Here is a 22,314-nt window from a genome sequence, read left to right as displayed (position 1 = left end):
TTCGGATTGCCGATTTTAGGCAATCGCAAATCCGAAATCCGAAATCATAAATCGAAAACTGAATGGCATTTACCGTAGCAATTGTAGGACGACCGAACGTGGGCAAGAGCACTATTTTTAACCGCTTGCTGGAACAGCGCAAAGCGATCGTCGAAGACATTCCCGGCGTGACCCGCGACCGGCAGTACGGCATTGCCGACTGGAACGGAAAGAATTTTTATGTGATTGATACCGGCGGTTTTGTGCCCGATACCGAAGATGTTTTTGAACGCGAAATTCGCAAGCAGGTGCGCATTGCCATGGACGAAGCCAGCGTGATTTTATTCGTGGTGGATGCGGCTTCGGGAATGACGGATTTGGACGATTCGATGGCGGACATTCTGCGCCGTTCTACCAAACCGGTTTTCCTGGTCGTAAACAAAGTGGACAACAACGAACGCTTGCTGGAGGCCTCAGAATTTTACAGCCTCGGTTTTGACAAAGTTTTTTTCATCTCCGCCATGAGCGGCAGCGGCACCGGCGATTTACTTGACGACGTTACCGAATTGATGAAAGAAGAGAAGGATGCAGAGGAAGATACGGACCTGCCAAAGTTTGCCATCATCGGGCAGCCAAACGTAGGTAAATCATCGCTGTTAAATGCCTTGATAGGCGAGGAGCGAACCATCGTTAGCGATGTTGCAGGAACAACGCGGGACACCATTCACACCCGTTATCAACTCTTTCAAAAAGATTTCATTTTAATTGATACCGCGGGCATTCGCCGCAAAGCCAAAGTACACGAAGACCTTGAATTTTATTCGGTCATTCGCGCCATTAAAGCATTGGATGAAGCGGATGTTTGTTTGTTGCTTTTAGATGCTGAAAAAGGCATCACCGCCCAAGATTTAACCATCTACAGTTTGGCTGCTAAAAAGGGAAAAGGCCTTGTGGTGCTGGTGAACAAATGGGATCTTGTTGCCAAAGAAACCAATACGGCCCGCGATTACGAAAAGACCTTGAAGCAACGATTGGCGCCGTTTAACAACGTACCCATTTTGTTTGTTTCGGTGAAAGAAAAGACCCGCATATTTAAAGCCATTGAAGCTGCACTTGAGGTGTACGAAAACCGTAAACGAAAAATTCCAACATCGGAACTCAACGACAAATTATTAAAAGCCATTGAAGCCTATCATCCGCCGGTGGTGAGAGGGCATCCCATCAAAATAAAATACGTTACACAGTTACCAACAGCCGTGCCTTCCTTTGCGTTCTTTACCAATTTTCCCGATGACGTTAAAACGCCGTACCGGAATTATTTAGAGAATAAAGTGCGGGAAAATTTTGCGTTTACCGGTGTGCCGGTGCGAATATTTTTCCGGAAGAAATAAGACGGCCCTTGATCTTGCAGACAGCAAACATTCCATATCTGCCAGATATGGAATGTTTCAAAAAGCGGGAGTTACTAATTGAAACCGCTCTGCAATTTCCTGTACCGTTTCGCTGAACAACCGCAGTTCCTCGCGTTGCTGATTAATGAAAACGTTATCTTCCAATGTGCCCACAACCTTTGCCATTTCTGCTTCGTCATCGTAAACCATTCTCCGAAACTCGCTGTTGTAATCTTTCGCCCTTGAGTCATAAATCTGATCCACCATCCAGCGCTTGGTTTGAAGCGCCTGTTTCAACAAAGAAGCAAAACGTTCCGGTGTGAATTCCATCTTGCCGATCTTCAAAATTTCGAGTAAAGAAGCGAAGGCGTGCTGTAATTTTTGCTCGGCATACGCCTTGCCGTTTTGCTGGTAAAAACGGTGCACTTCGTTCCAGCTTTTTATTTCGTCCCGCTTAATCTGTTCCAGCAGTGTTTGCACTGAACGTTCGGGCAGCAATTGACCGCCAACGTTCAAGAAGGCAAAACGTTGCGGAGATGACGGCAGCGCTTGCAACATCTCTTCAAAGGAAGAAATGCTGTGCCGGTTAACGAACGAAACTACTTGTTCAATACCGTAATAAACGATTAGTTCCTTGTAAATAAAATAGGCCTCCCGCACTTTTACAATTTGCACGAGGCGGCTGGAGCCTTCGAAGCCATCGGCATAAACCGCTGTGTTTTTAAAATCAACGTCTGTCCCGTTCAACAAGGCTTCACCCTCATTAATCAGGACCGTTTCGTCTCCTTTTTTGCCTGCTGCCCTGGCTACGGTTTTTTGTAATAAACGAAGCGCATCAAAAGTTTCGTTCACGCTGTCTGGTGCCAAATAATCGTATTCAATGTGCTGAATTTTTTTCGTGCGTTTGTCCCGGTCAACGTATTTGGCCGAGTTGCGTGCCAACGCATAATAATTGTACATAAACCAGTAGGCCGGCATCACGACCAGCCTGTTGTTCGTCACGTCGTTGCTGATTAAACTGAAAGGCAACGGAATGTTCAATTCCGCGGGATAATCGCCTTTGGCAACCAGTGTAAACGAAGCAAATTTAGAATTGTGTTTGAGGCTTACACACAGGCCCGGCCAAAAGCCGCGTGCCGTAACCATCTCGCCATCCGCTGCGCGGCTGTTGTGATTTGAGCCCAGGGTGGCGCCGGCGGCGATGTTGCTTTGCCCCATCACTGTGGCCGCAATCAAAAACGAGTTGTTGTGGTGCTGCTCGTGCGAAGGAAAGATGAGAGAGTTCAACACTTCGCAACAAGAAATGGTGCTGTTGTTTCCGAGGTAAGAGTTAATCAGCCGTGCGCCGTATTTCAGTTGCGAATGCGAAGCCATGAAAAAGCGAACGGCTTTAACGCCGTAGAAAATGCGACAGCCAAAACCAACAATGCCGTTCACTAATTCGCAGCCTTCGCCAATTTGCGACGGCGCTTCTGCGGATGAATTAATGGTCAGGTTTTTCAGTTTATTCGCGCCTTTAATGTAAGCGTGCGGACCTACCCAAACGTCTTTGATGATGGCGGTATTTTTAATCACGCAGTTGTCGCCAATTTTACCGTAATAGCCGCGCTGCTTGTCAAACTTTCTTTCGGTAAATTCTTTGAACCGTTCCATCAACGCTTCGTCGTTGCGGTACTTGCTCCACAGGTAAGCATCGCCCGGTTGCATGCCGTTAAACGGGAGAATCTTCCGGCCGCCGTTTTCATTGCATACTTCCAGCCAAATGCGCACGTCTTCGGTTTCACCTTCTTTGATGATGCCGTTGCCAAACTTGGAGTGATCGGTGGCGTGCAATTCGTTCACGTTTGCAATCATCACTTCGTTGCCCACAATGTAGTGAGATATATAGTTGACGTTGTTCACCACCACGTTATCGCCAAAATCGCAACTGATGATTGTGCTGTCGTACAAGCCTACGGGCAACACGATGTTGTGGTATTCAAGGGCGATACTTTCTAGTTTACCGATGCGAACGAGCCCGAAGAACTTGCAATTCTTCACCAGTTCCGGATTAAAGGCGTCTGACACCTGAATTTTGTTCCAGTCGTCGGAAGTGTTACGGTTGCGTACCAGCACTTCAATTTCGTAGGCACTCAGGTTGCGGTACAGGATGCCGTTGCGGTTTTGAAAATTGCGAAGGTGATACTCGTCTCTGCCGGCGGGCAGGTAAGGGGACGCAATAAAATTGTACCCGATCGAACGAAGCGGCCTTTTGTTCATGGAGACAAATATAAAGTTTGGAGTTCGGGGCTGGAGCAATGTGCGACGATTCTTTTCTGCTTCGCTCCTTGGCTCCGTGCGGTAAAAACACATTCACCGGCAATCAGGGTGTGACACGCGGCACGGCAATTTTGCGAAAACTATAACTGCCGCTTTTCTTTTTTACAATAAACAAACTGCCGTATTCTGCATCCGGTAAATCGTCCGCCACGTGATTGCCGATGAATTCATTCAGCATGTCATCCACAGTGTTTGAATGGCCTACAATAAGAACGTTGCGCTTGTTGTGCGCTTTCAAGCTATCCACCAAACCGGCGGATTGCGAAGCATTATAAAGACTAATGGCCAGGTGATAAAACTCGCTTGTCGGTTGTGCCGTTGCTCTTGTGCGAAGAAAATTAGTTGAATAGATTGCGCCGATCTTTTTATTTGCCAAATAAGCCTGCAAATCCATCGCCTGCTTTTGTCCCAAAGGCGTAAGCGGCGGATCATTGCTCATTGTGTTCCCGGATTTTTCGGCGTGTCGGCTGATGTAATACGTAGTGGTTTTGCAGGAAAGAAAAGAAAGCGCAAAAGCCAGCAGAAGGTAGCGTATCATAACCAAAGACTTTAACCTTTTAAAGGTAGTTGGATATTGCATTTGAATTTTATCGGGTGTAAATTGAATACATAAAATTCTACGGCTATGAAACAATTATCGGAAACCTGGTTTGCCGAAGGTTACATTGATTTCGAACTAAAGAAATACACCTTGTTGGCTTACCTCCAACAAATCAACAAACAGTTTGGCGAGAACAAATTGTATCCGCAACTCGCTGACCTTATTTTTCATTACAACAACATCGTAGCCTTTCGGGAGAACAAAAAATACTTGCAGGAACAGTTTCCCAAAAAGCTTACCGGCATTCAAATAGAAAAATTGCAGGTGCTGTACGAACAAATGATTGAAGACACAGAACTAATGCAGGAACTTGAAGACATTATTTATTATGCCGCCGATACAATGAAGACCACCATCAGCAGCGGTGCGGAGATTTATGAATTTGTTGAGGGAAACCTCACCATCTCACCCGTCGGTTTGCTACCGCTGGATGTGCAGGAAGGCTATTTCTTTTTAAGCGCGGGCAAGAGCAAAGCCACCCGTGTTTATCAATACCGCCTTTCTATTTTTGAAAAGCACAACGAGGCTTTCCGGAGCATTAAAACAACTTACGTTGAAATATTGCAGCGCTCCATGGTGAATACCTACGAGAATATTAAGTATGATCTGATCCGAAGCCGCGGCCACCTGCCTAACCCAGCAGTGTATAGCATTGAAACAAGACTTAGCTTCCCGGTCGAAGAAACTTTATTGCCGGTAGCGAAACGGAGTTTGGTGAAGTACATTAGTGTTGGTTGACCGGTTGCTCAGTTGCTTGGTTGACTTGAAAGTAAATACCAATCAACCAAGCAACCAGTGGCCTAATCAACCAAATTCAGTCCCCAATCTTTCCCTTTCTTCACCGCAGGTACGCCTTCTGCTAACCACTTTGCTGGCTTTGCGCCTTTCAGTTGCCAGTCGAAAAATTGTTGTTCGCGAATCTGAATGTCTTTGCGGTTTCTTCTTTCAACAAGGTTGTGCGCTTCGCCGTTATAATTGAGAAGCCATATTGGTTTTCCCAAACGGCGCATGGCCGTAAAAAATTCAATGCCTTGATACCAGGGCACAGCACCATCGGCATCGTTGTTCATAATCACGACCGGCGTTTTCACTTTCGGTAAATGAAAAAGCGGCGAGCTTGCAATGTATAAATCCGGACGATCCCAAAGCGTGGAGCCAATGCGGCTCTGTCCTTTCTCGTATTGAAACTGGCGGTTGTTGCCGCTTTCCCAACGAATGCCGCCGTAAGCCGATGTCATGTTCACGACAGGCGCACCGGCCCACGCGGCTTTAAACATGTTTGTTGCGGTAATTAAATAAGCCACTTGATAACCGCCCCAACTTTGCCCTTGCAAGCCAAGGTTCTTCCCATCTACCCATGGATTTTTTAAAAGCGATTGCACGCCGCTGACAATGTAGTTGTACGCATCCTTGCCCGGTTGGCCTTTTGTGTAGCTGATGTCCGGTGCGAAAACCAAATAACCGCGACTCACAAAAAACGGAATGTTTAACCTGCTTGCTGTTGGTGCAGGGGGCATGTATTGATACAAGCCGTCGCTTAATTTTTCGTAGAAGTAAGTAATCATTGGATACTTCTTTTTGGGATCGAAATCTTCGGGCTTGTATAAAATGCCCTCGGAGTTTTTACCGTCGAATGTTTTCCAATGAACCAGTTCGGCTGTACCCCAATTGTAGTGTGATTGTTGGGAGTTAATATCGGATAGTTTCCAATCCGTTCCCGACCTATAAACGTAAACGTCGGGTGAGTTGCCGTAGGTTTCTTTTGAATAAAGAAATGCGTCGGCGTCTTTTGCCTTTTTATACACAATGTAGTCAGCAGGTGCAATTGGTTTTGCGTGAACAACCCGTCCATCTTTGTATTCAACAAAACCGCTTTGTTTTGTCTTGCGGTTAAACAAGTCAAAAAAGAGATAACTGTTTGTTGCAATGAAACGTTCGTCAGGATTGGTGCGAACATAACGTGCGACAATCTCTTTTTTCCTATCGCCTGTGTTCATTGCTTTAGCAGTGGCAGTAGCCGGATCTATCTTCCACACATCGTATCTATCATAAACGTACACAGCCGAATCGCCTTCGTGCCAGCCCATCACACCGTAAGGATTTGGGTAATCGGGCACGTCGTTTTCTTCGTTGTACAAGGGCACGGTAATCTTCGATGTAATGTTCTTCAACGCTGTTCCGTCCCAGGCAAAATAATTTTTTGCCTTGCTGTCGTAAAGCAAAATGTACTTGCCGGTAGAAGATGGATAAACAAAGCCGCGCAGGTTTTTCTTCACCAATTTTCGTTCGCCGGTTTTGGCGTTAATAGCATAAACATCTTTCAAGGTCAAACCTTCCCATTGGCCTTGCACACGGCGGCCTGTGTCGGTTACAGCAACAAAAAAATCGCCGTCGCCTTCGTTCGTTGGAATAATTGTCGGCAAACCCACAGAACCCAATGGAATGATTTTATTCTGTGCAAAATCATAAGCGGTGAGATAACTTTTCTTTAAATCGTTTTGCAAATTGAAAAGCTGTTGCGATTGCAGGTAATCGTCTTTGTAATTCCAGATGTCAAGCTTCGCCAGTTCAAAATCCACCAGCGATGTGTCCTTTGCGGCTTGAATGGGCGCTACGCCAAACAACAAACGGTTGCCACTTTTGCTAAAACTGATTGTGCTGTTTTCGCTTACGGTCAGGCCCGTGTTCATGCCCGTGCTTTTTTTGTCAAGAAGCAAAATGGCCGAATCATTGCCGCTACGGTACAAATACAAACCGTAAAACTTTTGCAGCGCCTTTGTATTAGTATCGCGTTCAGCCACAAAAGCCAGTTTGCTTCCATCGTCGGTAAACGCATAAGACCGAAAGTCATTGCCGCCTTTTAAAATGGTGTCGAGCCGCTGTGTTTTTAAATCAAACAAAGCCACCCCGGCCTTGCTGTTGCTGTCTTTCGGCGCTTTGGTAAATTCAATTACCAACTTTTGCCCGTATTTGTTGAAGGCATATTCGCTTACGTTTTTAAAGGTTCTTTCTTTCCCGGTAGCCAAATTGCGCAGCAACAAATCACTGCCAGCATCGGCAGAAGAACCCGTTGCCGGATCTTCGTCTGCATCGGCTGCGTCTTTGTTTCCGCCTTTGATGTTTTTTAGCTGAACGACCAATTGCGTAAGCGAATCAATCTTTAGCCGCAAACTGTCCACTGTTTTTTGCGTCGGCAATGCAGATGGCTTCATCGTTGCCGCATCGCGTTCTTTGTGATAAGCTACCCAGCCATAACCCTTCTCCGGCGTCTTGTACGATTTCAATTTGGCAGCTTTCACCACGGCATCTTTTCCCAATTCCACAATGCCGATAGAATCCTTCGGCATGTCCTCCGGTTTTTTCTTCTTGATTCTTGCGTCTCTCGTTTCCTTGTAAAGCGGTTTAATGCGAAAAACCACGAAACGACTGTCTTCCGTAATCACTGCACTGTAACCACGCGGCACTCGTTTTTTGCTCTGAACGTTATCCGTTGATTGAATGAACAAATCCGCATCGCCTTCCTGCGGCGTAACGGTGTAAACAACCCATTTGCCGTCGTTGCTTATCAGGCGTTCGCCGATGCTTTGCCAGCCGTCGTAAACGCTGTGATCCAGGGGTTTCTTCTGCGCGAAAAGCGTCAAAGGGAAAAAGAGGAAAAGAGAAAATATGCGTTTCATGTGTGGTGGTTGAGAGAAGCTAAAATAGTTGATTTGTTGATTGGTTGATGGGTTCATTGGTTCGCTGTAACAATACCAATCAACGACTCAACTAATCAACCAATCAACTCCTCTTCAGCAACCGCCGCGTGTGCACAACCACCGCTACCGAAATCAGCGCAAAGCCCACGTAAAACCAGCGGCTTACTTCGCGGTTTTCGTGATAAAGGATAAAGGCGAGAATGATGCCGTACACCGGCTCCAGCGTAAGCACAAGGTTTGCTGTGAAGGCCGAAATTTTTTTCAACGCACGGATGTAAAGAAAGAACGTTAGAATGGTGCAGACCCAACTTAAAAGAAACAGCCAAAGCCAATCCCAGCCCGCTGGCGCAACAAAATTTTCGCCGAAAAAAGTTTGAAACAGCGGCAATAAAACGGTTAGCCCGACGAAGCCGCCGCTGAGTTGGTAAAGCGTGATTTGTTCGGGTTGGTAAGTGTCCACAATTTTTTTGTTGAGTACCGAAACCAACACGGTAAATACCGCGGCCGCCAATCCCACAATGATGCCAACGGAAAATTGCAGATGGTTGTAATAAATGATGATGATGCCCGCAACGGCGAAAAGACCCAGAAAAATTTCAACGCGGTCAAAGGGTTTCTTCAGAATCAAGGGTTCTATTAATGATGCAAGCAAAGCCGTTGTGGAAAGGCAGGTCAGCGCAATGGTCACGTTGGCGAGCTTGATGCTGGCATAAAAACAAACCCAGTGCAAGGCAAGTATAGTCCCGATGAGCGCAATCTGCAAACCTGCTTTCGGGTTGATTCGTCTTGATTTTCCCTGCGCCAGGTAAAGGACCCAAAGCGAAATAGCCGTAATGAGCAAGCGCCACCACACAAGCATGGTCGAATGCAGCGTAATGGCCCGCCCGAGAACGCCGGTAAAGCCCCACAAGAACACGGCTGCGTGCATTTGCAGCATCGCTTTTTTCATGGCCGCAAAGAAACGGAAAAACCACCGTGCGCAGGGTTTCATGTCAAGACGCGAAACGGTGAAGACGCATGGGAATTTTATGTAACCAGCGGCAATAATTCTATTCGTCATCTGTTGCGTCGCACACTTGTACGCTTTGAACTTTATTCATCTTGCCCCGCAGCGAATAGGACGTACACGAGTGCGACGCAAGTAAAGCCCAATGGATATTCTAGCCCCTGGTCCATCAAATAGTTTCGCACGAAGGAGGAAAGATTCCATGCACATTAAGCCACCCCCAAACTTCAAACCCCAAACTTACCTTTGCCTGTAACCTCACACTTTCCACCGTCGTCTTATACACCATGCACACCGAAAGGGGCGATACCGAACTGATAGAACTGGTACTGGCGGGCCATTCGCCGGTATATGCCCAATTGGTGGAACGTTACCGGAATTTTGTTTTCACCCTGGTGTTGCGGTACGTAAAAAACCGTGAAGACGCAGAAGAAGTAGCGCAGGACGTGTTTGTAAAAGCCTACCGGTCGTTGGCCGATTTTAAGGGAACATCAAAATTCAGCACCTGGCTTTATACGGTTGCAACGACCACCAGCTTAAGTTTTTTGCGCAAGAAAAAAATGGACGTGCAATCCTTAGACAATGAAAAGGTTTTTGCGACCGCCGGCAATTTGGATGGTGGCCTGAGTGCCAATCAGGTCGAACAGAAAAGCAAAGTGCAGATGGTGAACGAAGCCATTGCGCTTTTAAGTGCCGACGATGCGCGGGTGATTAGCCTTTTTTACAAAGGCGAACAAAGCCTGGAAGAGATTGCCCGCATCCTGGGAAAGGAAACCAATGCAGTGAAGGTGCAACTGCACAGGGCCCGAACGCGGCTAAAGGAAAAAATGCAGCGGCATTTTTCAGCCGAGGTTCGCGATATTTATTAACCGATAAACAAGCAGGTATGAACAGGGAAAAGGAAAATTTTTCTCACGAGGATGCGGATATGGAAGACCGTCTTTGGTCGTATCTCGATGGACAAAGCGACGAGGCTTCGAAGATTGAAGAACTGTTGGAAGAAAACAATGCCTGGAAAGAAAAGTACGGCGAACTGTTGGAACTGCACACGCTGATGAAAGAAACCGAGCTGGAACAACCTTCGCTGCGTTTCACCAAAAACGTGATGGATGAAATTGCCCGGTATCAAATTGCGCCGGCAACGAAAGCCTACATCAACCAAAAAATTGTTTGGGGCATTGGCGCTTTTTTCATTACGATGATTGTTGGTTTTTTGGTGTACGGCGTTTCGCAAATTAACTGGTCGGAAGCCGGCAACACCAAAAGTCCCATCGGGGTTGATCTGGGTGCGGTTGACTATTCAAGAATGTTCAACAATACGCTGGTGAATGCCTTTATGATGTTGAATGTAGTACTGGGTCTGTTCTTACTGGATCGTTACCTCAACATGAAGCGAAAAACGCTGATGAAACCAGAAGGACAAAGTTGAGAAGTTCAAAGTCGAACTGTAAGATTTTGAACTTCATTTGTTTCGTTCTGCATAATCACAGTTCTTTTCCGTGTAATCAAAAATATCTTTCGGCGCTTTAAATTCCTTCCACCAACAGCCCCAGGGCACGTCTGTTGGCCCAATCACAAAGGTGAGTACCTTCCATTTATTTCCCGTTTTTCTGAGCAAGGCATTTGTGCCGTCGCCGTCAAATACTCTCTCTTTTACAGCTTCTTTGTATGCCGTTTTACGGAAATCAATGTCGCCGCCTTTTTCGTTTTTCACGCGGCCAATAAAGTAAGCAAAGCCGCCTTTCGTCACCAGTTTTTTCACCACCAGTTTTGGTGTTAGATTCAGGTCGGGGTGAAGCGCTTCCTTCAAAGCATTGAGTATGGCCTTTCTTTCCGGCGATGCATTGTTTTTCGTCAGATCTTCTTTACGCTGGCCGAAGCCGGTAGAAAGAAGAAGGACAGAAAAGACGGTCAATAACAATTTCATTGCTGTAAGGTAAAACCTTTTGCTACGCGATGAAAGCTATTGAACTAAAGCCCGTACAAGGCTGTTAAGAAAGGTTAAGGATTCTGTTACCATGCGTATTGATAAACGCTTCTGTCTTAATTTCCGCGTTTTAATTTTTGTTTCCCAAATCTAAAAACCAGTTCATGAATTTTCGCCTTGCCGTTGCCATGGCAACCGGTTCCCTTTTTTTCAGTGCCGCAGGATTTGCACAGAACGTACCCACAACACCGCCACCCACAAGTGCCACTACTACGACGCCGCCGGGTTTTCCAGGTTTCAATCGTCCTGTCAACACCGGCCCCAAGCCTTACAACGAAATCATCACGTCAAAAGCAAAAACTGACAAGGGTTTGTTTACGACGCATAAAGTAGAGGACAAGTTTTACTTTGAAATTCCCGACTCCCTGTTGGGCCGTGAGATTCTTGTTGTGAACCGCATTGCTAAAGCGCCGGCGGGGCCACGAGCCGGGTTTACGGGTTATGCCGGCGACCAGGTTGGTGAAAACGTCATCACCTTTGAAAAAGGTCCGAACAACAGGCTCTTTTTGCGCAGCAGTTCGTTTAACGAAGCCGGCCGCGACTCGCTGGGCATGTACCAATCGGTGCGCAACTCAAACCTTTCGCCCATTGCCGCTTCGTTTGATATCAAAGCCTTTTCAAACGATTCGGTTACCCACGCAAAAGGAACTGTTATTGAAATGACCGATTATTTCATGGGCGATAACGACATCCTTTTCTTTGAAGCACCTGTGAAAAGAGCGTTGGGTTTAAACGCTTATCAACGTGAAAACTCTTACGTTGATGACTTGCGTTCTTTCCCCAACAATATTGAGGTAAAAACGGTGAAGACCTACATGCGAACACCTACGCCTGCTGGCGGAATCAGTTTTGGCCCGCCGTCGGCAGGTTCACCGGCAACGTTTGAGCTAAACAGCTCGTTGATCCTTCTTCCCAAGATGCCGATGAAGGCAAGATATTTTGATCCGCGTGTGGGTTATTTTGCCACCTCCTTTACCGACTTTGATGCCAATCCGCAGGGCATTGAAAAGATCCGCATGATCACCCGCTGGCGCCTGGAACCTAAGCCCGAAGACCGTGAAAAATACTTGCGCGGCGAACTGGTAGAACCCGCAAAACCCATTGTGTATTACATTGATCCGGCTACGCCCAAAAAATGGGTTCCGTATCTGATCCAAGGAGTAAACGACTGGCAAAAGGCTTTTGAAAAAGCCGGTTTTAAAAATGCCATCGTTGCCAAAGAAGCACCGGCAAACGACCCCGAATGGAGCCTCGATGACGCACGTCATTCGGCCATTGTGTATAAACCTTCTGACATTCCAAATGCCAGCGGGCCAAACGTACACGATCCGCGAAGTGGAGAGATTCTGGAATCGCACATAAACTGGTACCACAACGTGATGAGCCTTGTGCGAGACTGGTATTTTATTCAAACCGCTGCCGTTGACCCGCGTGCAAGGCAATTGGTTTTCCCTGATTCGCTGATGGGACAATTGATTCGCTTTGTGTCTTCGCACGAAGTAGGCCATACGCTTGGACTGCGTCACAATTACGGATCGTCTTCTACCGTGCCCGTGGAAAAGCTGCGCAACAAAGCCTTTGTAGAAGCCAACGGCCATACGCCTTCCATTATGGATTATGCCCGCTTTAATTACGTGGCGCAACCGGAGGACAACATCACTGACAAAGGCCTTTTCCCGCGCATTGGCGATTACGATAAGTGGGCCATTGAGTGGGGCTATAAATGGATGCCACAATACAAAACACCCGGGGCCGAAGAAGCGTTTTTAAACAAATGGGTGATGGACAGTTTAAAAGCAAACAAACGCCTTTGGTTTGGCACCGAAACCGATCCTGACGATCCTCGTGCACAAAACGAAGACCTTGGCGACGATGCAATGAAGGCAAGCGCTTACGGCATTAAAAATTTAAAGCGCATTATTGTAAAACTGCCTGAATGGACAAAAGAAACCGATAAAGATTACACAGATTTGACCAACATGTACGGACAGTTGGTAACGCAGTTTACCCGGTACATGGGACACGTTGCCAAAAACATTGGCGGCGTAGAAACGACACCGAAAATGCAGGAAGAACCGGGTAGGGTAGTAGTGTTCACGCCCAAAGCAAAACAAAAAGAAGCCATGGCGTTTTTACAAGAGCAGTTATTTACAACACCCACCTGGCTGATTCAAAAAAACATTGCGGGCCTTACCGGAACAAACGCACTCACCACAATTAACGGCGTACAAAGCAGTGTGTTGAGCCGGTTGTTGAGCAACGGTACCTTTAACAAATTGTTTCGCTACGAAGCCAGCGGTGAAACGAATGCTTACACCGCTACCGAAATGATCAGCGATTTGCGCAAGAGCATTTGGAGCGAACTATCAGCCCGCAAGCCGATTAACATTTACCGCCGCAACTTGCAAAAGGTTTTTGTTGAGCGCTTGATCAATAATTTGAAAGGCGACGACAACGCTGTTCCCGCTGCCTTTGCCGCCTTTGGCATTACTTCGCCCACCTACAGCAAAACCACCGATGCGCTTTCCATTGTGAAGGCGCAGTTGCGAACTTTGCAAAGCGAGATTCGGGCTGCCTTACCGGAGTATAAAGATGCGGCCAGCCGTGCGCATTTGCAGGATGTGAACGACCGCATTACCGAAGCACTCAATCCGAAGAAATAAGATTTGCTAGTTGAACGGAAAGCCTCTTGCGAAAGCAAGGGGGCTTTTTATGGACTTCGCTTTTGTGCTACTATCGGCTTTCGTTGTGTCACTCACTTGTGCGTTCGGAAATTCTATTCAGCGAGGAGTTGTCGGTATAAAAACTTTTGGCAATCAGAATATATTTGTACCAGCAGTTACGCAAATGCAACTGTTGGCTGCAACCACAACCAGTATGATTTTCGAAGATTTCTCTTTCCATGATTCGACGATTTTTAAAGTAGAAGAAGATACTGCCAGCCAAACACTGGACGTCACACTTGATTTTCCAGTAGATTGGGAAAGTAGTTTGTTTGAGAACAAGATTTTACGTTTTAAAGACGCCGTTGTTTACATCAAAAGGAAATTCCTTTCTTGGGACAACCTACCATACTGGGAATAAAACTACTTCACTCTCATAAGCATACACACAAGGATGCGAAGGGAAAAATACAAAGCTCAAAGCACAAGATTGAAATGGTAACCGCACAATGTTTATTGACGAGATTTGTGTCGTAACAAAATCCATCCTGAACGAAGCCGAAGGATTGAAAAAGTTTCTAAGCCAGCTTGGGGGGAATAAATTATAAAAGGAGGTGAATTAACATGAGAAAAATAATCGTCTTGTCAATGATTTCATTGGATGGAGTAATGCAGGCACCCGGTGCACCGGGAGAAGATACATCGGGAGGTTTCGAATACGGAGGTTGGTCTGCACCTTATGACGACGAAATCTCTGGTAAGGTTATGGAAAAACTCATGAAGCCTTCAGATCTTCTTTTGGGCAGAAAGACATTCCAGATATGGGAGAACTACTGGCCGGATCACGCAGATTATTGGCCAGGAATCAACGATGTCACGAAATACGTTTTGTCCACGACGATGAAAAAGTCAGATTGGAAAAATTCAGTTTTCCTCAACAGCCTGCCAGATATCGAAAAGCTAAAAAAATCTGATGGTTCTGATATTAAAGTTTGGGGCAGTGGTGAACTCGTTCAACTGCTACTTAAAAATGATCTGGTGGATGAACTGTGGCTCATGATTCACCCCTTGACTCTTGGCAAAGGAAAAAAGCTATTTGACGGAGGCCCGATTCCGGCAGCGTTTACATTAATAGAAAGTACAGTTACGCCAAGTGGGGTTATTATAGCCAATTACAAGCGAGCTGGAAAAGTGGAGACGGGCACTGTTGGATCTTAAGGAGAAATAAAATGAGAAAAATTGATTGTTTCGTCTGAGAGGACGGAAACCTGAACCACAACTGCACCGCCTTTTTAAAGACGCTACGTAAAAGGTCAGTTGAAAAAAACGTTGATATGCGTACGATAACTTTCTTGCGACCTTGCTTCCAAATTCATAATAATTTAGAAAGACAATTCTTTTAAAGCCCTCGTACCCATTCCGAAAAAGATTTTGCTCCGCTTATTTGTTATCCCATATTTCTTCGCCTTGAACAAGCATGCGTGTTTTACTAAGAGTTTCTCTCTACGTCGTATCCGGCAACAAAGCCATGAAGGCGGTTCGTTTCGCCGGTTATTAAATCTAGCATGGATTGCTTTAAACACGAAGCCGCCTACTTTCACACCGTCAATGGCGAACGCTCCTGCTTCATGGGTTTTGGTAGGAAAGACTCTTCTGAGCTTCCCGCCAAGCCTTTTTTGCGCAATTGAAGGCCGGGTAGAGCTTCTGACTGTGACGAATGCGTATGAATTACCAAAGCTCTGTTGTCGGTAATGAAATTGGAACTCGTGCTGAAACGATAAGAACTGTTCTCTTCTTATCCAAACCCTGCCGCTGGCTGTGCAGGATTTTATTTGTTCGCGTTGGTGGAAACCGTGTTTAATTCGATTCAGTACTTTGCTGAAAGGGTTCTGTTTTTCGCGGCATTCGCAATTCTTTTGCCTCTTTTGTGGCAGCACTTTTTACCACCGCAAACCGTTCTTTTAACCTGAGGAAGTAGCTTTCGAAATAATTATACGATAAATGCGCAATCAGAATGGTTAAGCCGGAAACGGTTAAGTAAACCAATAGGTATTTAGGCAAAGCGGGCATTGCCAAAGGCCCAAGAAGTTTTGACGTCAGGAAAATAACCAGCGGGTGATAAATGTAAATGCCAAAGGAAATTTTACCCAGAAAATCAAAGCCTTTTTGTTCCAGGTTGATCAACCTGTTTTTAGTATTGACCTGACCGATGATGATGACGGCGGTTACTACAGAAATGATCTCCCGGTCAAGAATTGAAGCAATATGGAAGCGATTAATTAGAACTGCCAGGATAAAAAGCCATGCGACAGTCTGCGAGATTTTGTTGTCCGTTAATTTTAAAAAAAGTGAATTTCCATTTTTGTATAAAATCGCGGTAGCACCGCCAATCATCATGCAATGAAAGGCAAATCCATCAATGACGATTTGTCCCCAATCCAAATGGAAAAAAAAGTGGATGGAAAGCTTTGCAATCAGAATTAGTGCAATCAGGGAAAGAATAACGGTTAGCAAGCTTTTGTTCCACTTCTTTACAAGCCAGGGCCAAAACAAATAGAATTGTTCCTCGACACCCAGTGACCAATAATGCTGAGCAAAGGGCAAAGGCGTACGCAAAAGGTAAGGGACATTCGCAGCGAACAGAAGATAGTAAGGCAGGACAGGCGGATAGGCCTGTTTAAAACAAAACAAGCAGATAAAAACCAAAGCGAGATAGAGATAATATAGCGGCCAGATGCGCAAAATGCGGCGAACGTAAAATTTCTTTATATCAACAGTCTGTTTTTGCTTTTCCGCTAACAACAAATAGGTGATAAGAAAGCCGCTTAGCGTGAAGAAAATGACAACGCCATAACCACCGGCCATCGGCACGATTGGATGATCGCCGGGCGAAGTACCCATTAAAAGAGGCAATTGAAATTCCCGTAATCCTTCCGTTATGTGGGTAGCTAAAACCGCAAGTGCCGCAATTGCCCGGAGGCCATTTAGGCCTGGAAGATGCAGTGTTTTTGGTTGAGCCGTGAGAGGACGGTCATGTTGGTTGTTTTTCACTGTTTGAAGCATCCGGTTCGTTATAAAGTCACGAATATAGCTTGACGGCTATTGAAACGCAAGCAGAAAGTTCTTCGGCTAATAATAATCTGTGTTTAAAACTTTGAACGCTTCATGTAAACTTCAAAACTTAAACACGTCCCAACAAAACCGGATCAGAATTCCAACAATTATCACCAAAAAGAAAATGCGGATAAACTTATTGCCTTTGGCAATGGCCAGTTTTGCACCGGCGAAGCCGCCTAAAGAATTGGCAACCGCCATTGGCAGGGCAATGCTCCAGATAATGTTTCCCTTTGCCGCGAACAAAACGATGGAACCAATGTTGGTAGCAAGGTTTACCATTTTGGCATGAGCCGATGCGTGTAAAAAATCAAAGTGCAGCAAAGCGATAAAAGCAAGAATTAAAATGCTGCCAGCGCCGGGACCGATGAAGCCATCGTAAAAGCCAATGATTAAGCTAATGAAAATTCCGCGTTGCAATTCCTTGTCATTCGAAATGTCATGTTCCTCTTTTTGTCCAAAATCTTTTTTGGCGTAGGTGTAAACGGCGACGACGGTTAGCACCACCAACAACACCGGTTTCATAAAGGCATTGCTTACATGCGTAAGCAGGTAAGAACCGCTGTATGATGCGAAAAAGGCAAGCGTGCAAATAACCGCAAGCAGCTTCCAATTCATGTCAACTTTTTTCATGTATTGCCAAACGGCCGCACCCGTTCCCGTGAAGGAAGGAATCTTCAACGAGCCAACAACTGAAGCCACCGGGAAAGAAGGAAGGATAACAAGGGCTGCGGGAAGTTGAATTAATCCGCCGCCGCCTACAACGGCATCCACAAAGCCGGCAAAGAAAGCAGCCAGGCAAAGCAGCGCCAAATGAAAGAGATCAACCGTCACTCAGATAGGAATTAATAATTAATGATTAATAATTATTAATTCCTCTTCTGTTCTTTCGCCCAGGCATCTTTCAACGTTACCGTGCGGTTAAATACCAAACGGCCGTGCGTTTCTTTGTTGTCAAGGGTAAAATAGCCTTTGCGCAAAAACTGGTAACGTTCGGCAAGCTTTGCAGCCTTTAACGCTGGCTCCGCGTAAGCAGTAGCTACGGTTTGTAAAGAATCAGCATTGATGTAATCTTTAAAGTCGCCCTCTTCGTTTGACGGATCTTCCACTTTAAACAAGCGGTCGTAAAGCCGTACTTCCGCAGTGATGGCGTTGGTTACTTCCACCCAGTGCAAAGTTCCTTTCACGTTAATGCCCGATGTGTCGTGACCGCTTTTGCTTTCGGGAATATAAGTGCAACGCAACTCTGTAACGTTACCGTTTTCGTCTTTAATTGCTTCGTCACATTTAATGATGTAAGCGTGTTTCAGCCGCACCATGCCACCGGGAAACAGGCGGAAATATTTCTTCGGCGGGTTCTCCATAAAATCTTCCCGCTCGATGTAAAGTTCTTTGCCAAACGGAATTTCGCGGCTTTCGCTCTTGTCGTCTTCGGGATTGTCTTCGCCTTCCAGAAATTCATTTGAACCCGTGTAATTGGTAATAACAACTTTCAACGGATCAAAAACTACCATGCGGCGCAAGGCAATTTTGTTTAAGTGTTCGCGAACGCAAAATTCAAGAAGGCCCACGTCAACTAGATTGTCGCGTTTGGCAATGCCGATGCGTTCGCAAAATTCGTTGATAGCTTCCGGTGGATAGCCCCTGCGCCTCATGCCGCTGATAGTGGGCATTCGCGGATCGTCCCAGCCGTCCACGTGTCCTTCGTTCACCAATTGCAAAAGTTTGCGCTTGCTCATGACGGTGTAGGAAAGATTGCGGCGGGCAAACTCGTATTGGTGAGAAGGAAAAGTATCGAGGTGTTGCAACAGCCAATCGTATAACTCGCGGTGCGGCACAAATTCCATCGTGCAGAGCGAATGCGTTACTTCTTCAATGCTGTCGCTGGGCGGATGCGCCATGTCGTACATCGGATAGATAGACCATTTATCGCCAGTGCGATGGTGATGTGCGTGTTTAATGCGGTACAAGATGGGATCACGCATGATCATGTTCGGCGAGGCCATGTCAACTTTTGCCCGAAGCACTCTTGCGCCGTCGGGATGTTTGCCTTCGCGCATTTCTTCAAACAAGCGCAGGTTTTCTTCCGTGCTTCTTTCGCGAAAAGGGCTGGCCTTTCCAGGCTCTGTTGGCGTGCCTTTCAGCGCCGCAATTTCTTCCGAAGTCGAATCATCCACATAAGCCAATCCTTTTTTTATAAGTCTTACGGCAAATTCGTAAAGCTGCTCAAAATAATCCGATGCAAAATGTTCGTTCTTCCATTCAAAGCCCAGCCAACGCACATCTTCCTTAATGCTCTCCACGTATTCTGTTTCTTCCGTTGCCGGGTTGGTATCATCGAAGCGCAGATTGGTGTAGCCGCCGTATTTTTTGGCGAGGCCAAAATTGAGGTTGATGGACGTAGCGTGGCCAATGTGCAAATACCCGTTGGGCTCGGGAGGAAAGCGGGTAACAATGGATTTGTACTTGCCGCTTTCTAAATCTTTTTCAACGATTTCTTCAATAAAATTCAGGCTCTTTTCTTCCGGCATAACTGTTTTATAAGCGGGGCAAAGATAGTTGAAGGCGCAATGGTTTGGACAAGCGATTACAAAGCGGCGAATGCTGTTTACAAAGGAGTGGATCATCGTCATTTTAATTCTTTCGCAATCGTATGAAAAGAAATCTTCCAGTCCTTGCACTTTTTATTGTGTTGTTTTCCGGCTGCAAAAAGGACCACGGCGAAGCGCCGGATACAACGCCGCCGGTTATCATGCTGATTTCTCCATCCAATAATCAGGGTTTTGCATTAGGCCAGAGCATTTCAATAGTTGCAAGCATCAGCGATCAATCTAAAATTGAAGAAATACACCTGGAAATAATCAACGCAACCACCGGCGCGTTTCTCATTCACGAACATTACGTCCCCGACAGCTCTATTTACAAATTAGCAAGCAGCTATACCGCAGCATCGGCAGCTACTTATAAAATAAAAGTGGAAGCCGATGATGCAAAAGGCAACAGTTCTGAAACAGAAGTCAGCGTGAAGGTTAATTAGAACGGCTAAGACCTCGTCGCTTTTCTTGCTACGCAACCCATCATTGCTTATGCTACCCGAGACTAACTTTGTGCTTTATTAAATTTTGATGCGCCAGCAAAACAAGAGCACGAGATTGTGGCAATTGATTCTTTTATCTTTCGCCGTATTTGGCTTTGGCTGCGAAAAGAACATAGATTTTAAATTGGCCGATGAAGAATCCAAACTTGTCGTAGAGGCCACCATCGAAAACGGCCAGCCGCCACTTGTATTTCTTTCCACTTCCCTGAATTATTTCTCGCAGATTTCACCAGAAATTTTAGCGGCCAGCGTTGTGCGTGGCGCGGATGTTTTTGTTTCAAACGGAAGCAAAACGCAGAAGCTGAAACAATACGATATTCCGCTTGCCGGCGGCTACACACTTTCGTATTACTCGATTGACTCCGCCAATTTATCCGCCGCTTTTTTAGGCGAATTAAACAAAAGCTATTCGCTAAAAATTGTTTCGCAAGGAAAAGAATACGCGGCCACTACCACCATTCCAAACATCACCAAACAAATTGATTCGCTTTGGTACAAGCCCGGTCCGCCGCAATTAGATACGAACAAAGTAATTGTAACGGGGCGCTTTACCGATCCGCCCGGCTTTGGCGATTACGTTCGGTATTTCACCAAACGAAACGGCGGCCCTTTCTTGCCCGGACTAAACTCGGTGTTTGATGATTTGTTTGTGGACGGAACGACTTACGAATTACAAGTGCAAGCCGGTGTTGACAGGAACCAAAAGATAAAAGAAGACGATATGTTTTTCAACAAAGGCGATACCGTTACGTTTAAGTTGAGCAATATTGACAAGACGACTTATAATTTTTGGCGAACGATGGAGTTCTCGTATCAATCCATTGGCAATCCTTTTTCAACTCCGGTAAAAGTATTGGGCAATATTTCCAACAACGCATTGGGATATTTCGGGGGTTACGCATCGCAATACCGTACGCTGGTGATAAAGAAATAGGCGGCCCGTCCCGCCTTCCCGGTGGGAAGGCTATCTATACACAGACCCTTGCATTTAAACGACGCAATATTTTTATCAACTTCTCCGACAGGTGAGGTTTGTGCGTTAGTGGCCTTTCCACCGGGAAGGTCGGGATGGGCCTCTCCCTTATATTTGCCTCTTCATTATGGACAATCAACAAGCAGAACGGACGCATTTATTGATTATCGGTTCGGGCCCGGCGGGCTACACGGCGGCTATCTATGCGGCAAGAGCCAATTTGAAACCCATGCTTTACCAGGGCATTCAGCCCGGCGGGCAACTGACCATCACTACCGAAGTAGAAAACTATCCAGGTTTTCCCGAAGGCATTCAAGGGCCGGAACTCATGATTCATTTTGAAAAGCAGGCGCAGCGAATGGGCGCTGATTTGCGCTACGGCCTTGCGACCAAGGTGGACTTCTCCACACAGCCCTATAAGGTTTGGATTGACGAAGAAAAACTCATTGAAGCCGACGCGGTGATTATTGCGACGGGTGCTTCGGCCAAATGGTTGAACATTGAAAGTGAACAGCGGCTCAACGGTTATGGTGTGAGTGCCTGTGCGGTTTGCGACGGCTTTTTCTTTCGCGGAAAAGAAGTAGCGATTGTGGGCGCCGGCGATACAGCCGCAGAAGAAGCGCTTTATCTGTCGAAGCTTTGCTCGACCGTGCACATGCTTATACGCAGAGAGGAAATGCGGGCTTCAAAAGTGATGCAGGAAAGAGTAAAGAACACAGCCAACATCAAGATTTACTGGAACACTGAAACGGACGAAATTCTTGGTGATAAAACCGTGGAAGCAGTACGCATTAAAAATCGCAAAAGCGGCGAGATGCACGAGATTGCCGTAAAAGGATTCTTTGTTGCCATTGGCCACAATCCCAATTCAGAGGTCTTCAAACCCTTTCTTAACATGGATGAAGCGGGTTATATTCTTACGCAACCCGGAACGGCCAAGACCAACGTCGAAGGTGTGTTTGCTGCCGGCGACGTGCAGGATAAAATTTACCGGCAGGCCGTTACGGCTGCGGGTTCGGGCTGTATGGCGGCCTTAGATGCCGAACGGTATCTAAGCGAAAAAGGTTTGTAAGCAATCGAAAAGTAAAGTTTCAAAAATTGGCTTCTTTCATTATCCAACTTCACGGCCTGCGTTTTCTTGCAAACCACGGTGTGTTTGAAGAGGAGAGGACTACGGGCAATGAATTTGAAGTCAATATTTCTTTGAAAGTGGAGGTACCGAAAGAAACGATTTCATCGCTTCATCAAACCGTCAACTACGCCGAGGTTTATCGCATAACAAAAGAGATTTTCTCAACGCCAACGCCTTTGCTTGAAACGCTTGCGCAGGATGTAGCTGAAGCCATCAAACAGGCTTTTCCTTCTTTAATAAAGATCTCGGTGCAAATTATCAAGCTGCACCCGCCCATTGTTTCTTTTACGGGTTCTGTAAGTGTAATCTACCGGAAATCATACGTGGATGAAAGCCGCGGTTAAACGAACGCAA

The 22,314-nt window shown here is 46.1% G+C and carries 19 protein-coding genes; 11 read left to right on the top strand and 8 right to left on the bottom strand.

Annotated elements, in window-relative coordinates; all coding sequences use genetic code 11:
* Positions 1 to 62 precede the first annotated feature (62 nt).
* Positions 63 to 1,370, top strand: coding sequence for a ribosome biogenesis GTPase Der (gene der / locus FSB75_RS05625; RefSeq protein ID WP_146784027.1), 1,308 nt, complete (start codon positions 63 to 65; stop codon positions 1,368 to 1,370).
* Between the two features lie 57 nt (positions 1,371 to 1,427).
* Here der and FSB75_RS05620 read toward each other — a convergent pair whose 3' ends face one another.
* Positions 1,428 to 3,629 (bottom strand): DUF4954 family protein, encoded by a 2,202-nt coding sequence (locus tag FSB75_RS05620; protein WP_146784024.1) that lies wholly within the window; start codon positions 3,627 to 3,629, stop codon positions 1,428 to 1,430.
* Between the two features lie 103 nt (positions 3,630 to 3,732).
* Positions 3,733 to 4,227, bottom strand: coding sequence for a SixA phosphatase family protein (locus tag FSB75_RS05615; RefSeq protein WP_172623071.1), 495 nt, complete (start codon positions 4,225 to 4,227; stop codon positions 3,733 to 3,735).
* 87 nt (positions 4,228 to 4,314) lie between these two features.
* On the opposite strand from FSB75_RS05615, the gene FSB75_RS05610 reads away from it, so the two are divergent.
* Entirely contained in the window at positions 4,315 to 5,028 is a 714-nt protein-coding gene (locus FSB75_RS05610) for a hypothetical protein (RefSeq protein WP_146784018.1), read from the top strand.
* A 62-nt stretch (positions 5,029 to 5,090) separates the two neighbouring features.
* Here the strand turns inward: FSB75_RS05610 and FSB75_RS05605 are convergent, their stop codons facing one another.
* Positions 5,091 to 7,967, bottom strand: coding sequence for a S9 family peptidase (locus FSB75_RS05605; RefSeq protein ID WP_146784015.1), 2,877 nt, complete (start codon positions 7,965 to 7,967; stop codon positions 5,091 to 5,093).
* A gap of 103 nt (positions 7,968 to 8,070) precedes the next feature.
* Positions 8,071 to 9,048 carry a DMT family transporter gene (locus FSB75_RS05600; protein WP_227990776.1) on the bottom strand — a complete coding sequence of 326 codons (978 nt, stop codon included), beginning with the start codon at positions 9,046 to 9,048 and terminating at the stop codon, positions 8,071 to 8,073.
* A gap of 233 nt (positions 9,049 to 9,281) precedes the next feature.
* On the opposite strand from FSB75_RS05600, the gene FSB75_RS05595 reads away from it, so the two are divergent.
* Together FSB75_RS05595 and FSB75_RS05590 are read left to right on the top strand one after the other, a co-directional pair.
* Positions 9,282 to 9,863 (top strand): RNA polymerase sigma factor, encoded by a 582-nt coding sequence (locus tag FSB75_RS05595; protein WP_146784013.1) that lies wholly within the window; start codon positions 9,282 to 9,284, stop codon positions 9,861 to 9,863.
* A gap of 17 nt (positions 9,864 to 9,880) precedes the next feature.
* Positions 9,881 to 10,423 (top strand): hypothetical protein, encoded by a 543-nt coding sequence (locus FSB75_RS05590; protein ID WP_146784010.1) that lies wholly within the window; start codon positions 9,881 to 9,883, stop codon positions 10,421 to 10,423.
* Positions 10,424 to 10,456: 33 nt separating this feature from the next.
* Here FSB75_RS05590 and FSB75_RS05585 read toward each other — a convergent pair whose 3' ends face one another.
* The gene (locus FSB75_RS05585; RefSeq protein WP_146784008.1) at positions 10,457 to 10,921 is read right to left on the bottom strand and encodes a hypothetical protein; all 465 of its coding nucleotides are present in this window, start codon (positions 10,919 to 10,921) and stop codon (positions 10,457 to 10,459) included.
* A 164-nt stretch (positions 10,922 to 11,085) separates the two neighbouring features.
* Between FSB75_RS05585 and FSB75_RS05580 the strand changes: the two genes are divergently transcribed.
* From FSB75_RS05580 to FSB75_RS05570, 3 genes are all read left to right on the top strand, one after another.
* On the top strand, positions 11,086 to 13,644 hold the full coding sequence (locus FSB75_RS05580; RefSeq protein WP_146784005.1) for a zinc-dependent metalloprotease: 2,559 nt from the start codon (positions 11,086 to 11,088) through the stop codon (positions 13,642 to 13,644).
* A 49-nt stretch (positions 13,645 to 13,693) separates the two neighbouring features.
* Positions 13,694 to 14,065, top strand: coding sequence for a hypothetical protein (locus FSB75_RS05575; RefSeq protein WP_146784004.1), 372 nt, complete (start codon positions 13,694 to 13,696; stop codon positions 14,063 to 14,065).
* 203 nt (positions 14,066 to 14,268) lie between these two features.
* A complete protein-coding gene (locus tag FSB75_RS05570) occupies positions 14,269 to 14,862 on the top strand; it encodes a dihydrofolate reductase family protein (RefSeq protein ID WP_146784001.1) in 594 nt (197 codons plus the stop codon).
* Positions 14,863 to 15,501: 639 nt separating this feature from the next.
* On the opposite strand, the gene FSB75_RS05565 is transcribed toward FSB75_RS05570, so the two are convergent.
* The 3 genes from FSB75_RS05565 to FSB75_RS05555 form a co-directional block, all read right to left on the bottom strand.
* Positions 15,502 to 16,707, bottom strand: coding sequence for an acyltransferase family protein (locus FSB75_RS05565; protein ID WP_146783998.1), 1,206 nt, complete (start codon positions 16,705 to 16,707; stop codon positions 15,502 to 15,504).
* Between the two features lie 111 nt (positions 16,708 to 16,818).
* Complete coding sequence (locus tag FSB75_RS05560; RefSeq protein ID WP_146783995.1) at positions 16,819 to 17,592, bottom strand: sulfite exporter TauE/SafE family protein; 774 nt, start codon at positions 17,590 to 17,592, stop codon at positions 16,819 to 16,821.
* A gap of 35 nt (positions 17,593 to 17,627) precedes the next feature.
* Positions 17,628 to 19,391, bottom strand: coding sequence for a glutamine--tRNA ligase/YqeY domain fusion protein (locus tag FSB75_RS05555; protein WP_227990775.1), 1,764 nt, complete (start codon positions 19,389 to 19,391; stop codon positions 17,628 to 17,630).
* Positions 19,392 to 19,411: 20 nt separating this feature from the next.
* On the opposite strand from FSB75_RS05555, the gene FSB75_RS05550 reads away from it, so the two are divergent.
* From FSB75_RS05550 to folB, 4 genes are all read left to right on the top strand, one after another.
* Positions 19,412 to 19,795: a DUF4625 domain-containing protein gene (locus FSB75_RS05550; RefSeq protein WP_146783993.1), complete on the top strand. Its 384-nt coding sequence runs from the start codon at positions 19,412 to 19,414 to the stop codon at positions 19,793 to 19,795.
* A gap of 88 nt (positions 19,796 to 19,883) precedes the next feature.
* Positions 19,884 to 20,789 (top strand): DUF4249 domain-containing protein, encoded by a 906-nt coding sequence (locus tag FSB75_RS05545; RefSeq protein WP_146783990.1) that lies wholly within the window; start codon positions 19,884 to 19,886, stop codon positions 20,787 to 20,789.
* 166 nt (positions 20,790 to 20,955) lie between these two features.
* A complete protein-coding gene (trxB, locus tag FSB75_RS05540) occupies positions 20,956 to 21,900 on the top strand; it encodes a thioredoxin-disulfide reductase (protein ID WP_146783986.1) in 945 nt (314 codons plus the stop codon).
* A gap of 26 nt (positions 21,901 to 21,926) precedes the next feature.
* Complete coding sequence (gene folB / locus FSB75_RS05535) at positions 21,927 to 22,304, top strand: dihydroneopterin aldolase (protein WP_172623069.1); 378 nt, start codon at positions 21,927 to 21,929, stop codon at positions 22,302 to 22,304.
* Positions 22,305 to 22,314: the final 10 nt, after the last annotated feature.

The organism is Flavisolibacter ginsenosidimutans (assembly GCF_007970805.1).
In the GTDB taxonomy this organism is placed as follows: domain Bacteria; phylum Bacteroidota; class Bacteroidia; order Chitinophagales; family Chitinophagaceae; genus Flavisolibacter; species Flavisolibacter ginsenosidimutans.
This window is presented reverse-complemented; position numbering and strand designations above follow the sequence as displayed.

Excerpts from the sequence above, each read along its gene's own strand:
- der (WP_146784027.1), top strand. The coding sequence starts at position 63 with ATGGCATTTACCGTAGCAATTGTAGGACGACCGAACGTGGGCAAGAGC.
- FSB75_RS05620 (WP_146784024.1), bottom strand. The coding sequence starts at position 3,629 with ATGAACAAAAGGCCGCTTCGTTCGATCGGGTACAATTTTATTGCGTCC.
- FSB75_RS05615 (WP_172623071.1), bottom strand. The coding sequence starts at position 4,227 with ATGATACGCTACCTTCTGCTGGCTTTTGCGCTTTCTTTTCTTTCCTGC.
- FSB75_RS05610 (WP_146784018.1), top strand. The coding sequence starts at position 4,315 with ATGAAACAATTATCGGAAACCTGGTTTGCCGAAGGTTACATTGATTTC.
- FSB75_RS05605 (WP_146784015.1), bottom strand. The coding sequence starts at position 7,967 with ATGAAACGCATATTTTCTCTTTTCCTCTTTTTCCCTTTGACGCTTTTC.
- FSB75_RS05600 (WP_227990776.1), bottom strand. The coding sequence starts at position 9,048 with ATGACGAATAGAATTATTGCCGCTGGTTACATAAAATTCCCATGCGTC.
- FSB75_RS05595 (WP_146784013.1), top strand. The coding sequence starts at position 9,282 with ATGCACACCGAAAGGGGCGATACCGAACTGATAGAACTGGTACTGGCG.
- FSB75_RS05590 (WP_146784010.1), top strand. The coding sequence starts at position 9,881 with ATGAACAGGGAAAAGGAAAATTTTTCTCACGAGGATGCGGATATGGAA.
- FSB75_RS05585 (WP_146784008.1), bottom strand. The coding sequence starts at position 10,921 with ATGAAATTGTTATTGACCGTCTTTTCTGTCCTTCTTCTTTCTACCGGC.
- FSB75_RS05580 (WP_146784005.1), top strand. The coding sequence starts at position 11,086 with ATGAATTTTCGCCTTGCCGTTGCCATGGCAACCGGTTCCCTTTTTTTC.
- FSB75_RS05575 (WP_146784004.1), top strand. The coding sequence starts at position 13,694 with ATGGACTTCGCTTTTGTGCTACTATCGGCTTTCGTTGTGTCACTCACT.
- FSB75_RS05570 (WP_146784001.1), top strand. The coding sequence starts at position 14,269 with ATGAGAAAAATAATCGTCTTGTCAATGATTTCATTGGATGGAGTAATG.
- FSB75_RS05565 (WP_146783998.1), bottom strand. The coding sequence starts at position 16,707 with ATGCTTCAAACAGTGAAAAACAACCAACATGACCGTCCTCTCACGGCT.
- FSB75_RS05555 (WP_227990775.1), bottom strand. The coding sequence starts at position 19,391 with ATGACGATGATCCACTCCTTTGTAAACAGCATTCGCCGCTTTGTAATC.
- FSB75_RS05550 (WP_146783993.1), top strand. The coding sequence starts at position 19,412 with ATGAAAAGAAATCTTCCAGTCCTTGCACTTTTTATTGTGTTGTTTTCC.
- FSB75_RS05545 (WP_146783990.1), top strand. The coding sequence starts at position 19,884 with ATGCGCCAGCAAAACAAGAGCACGAGATTGTGGCAATTGATTCTTTTA.
- trxB (WP_146783986.1), top strand. The coding sequence starts at position 20,956 with ATGGACAATCAACAAGCAGAACGGACGCATTTATTGATTATCGGTTCG.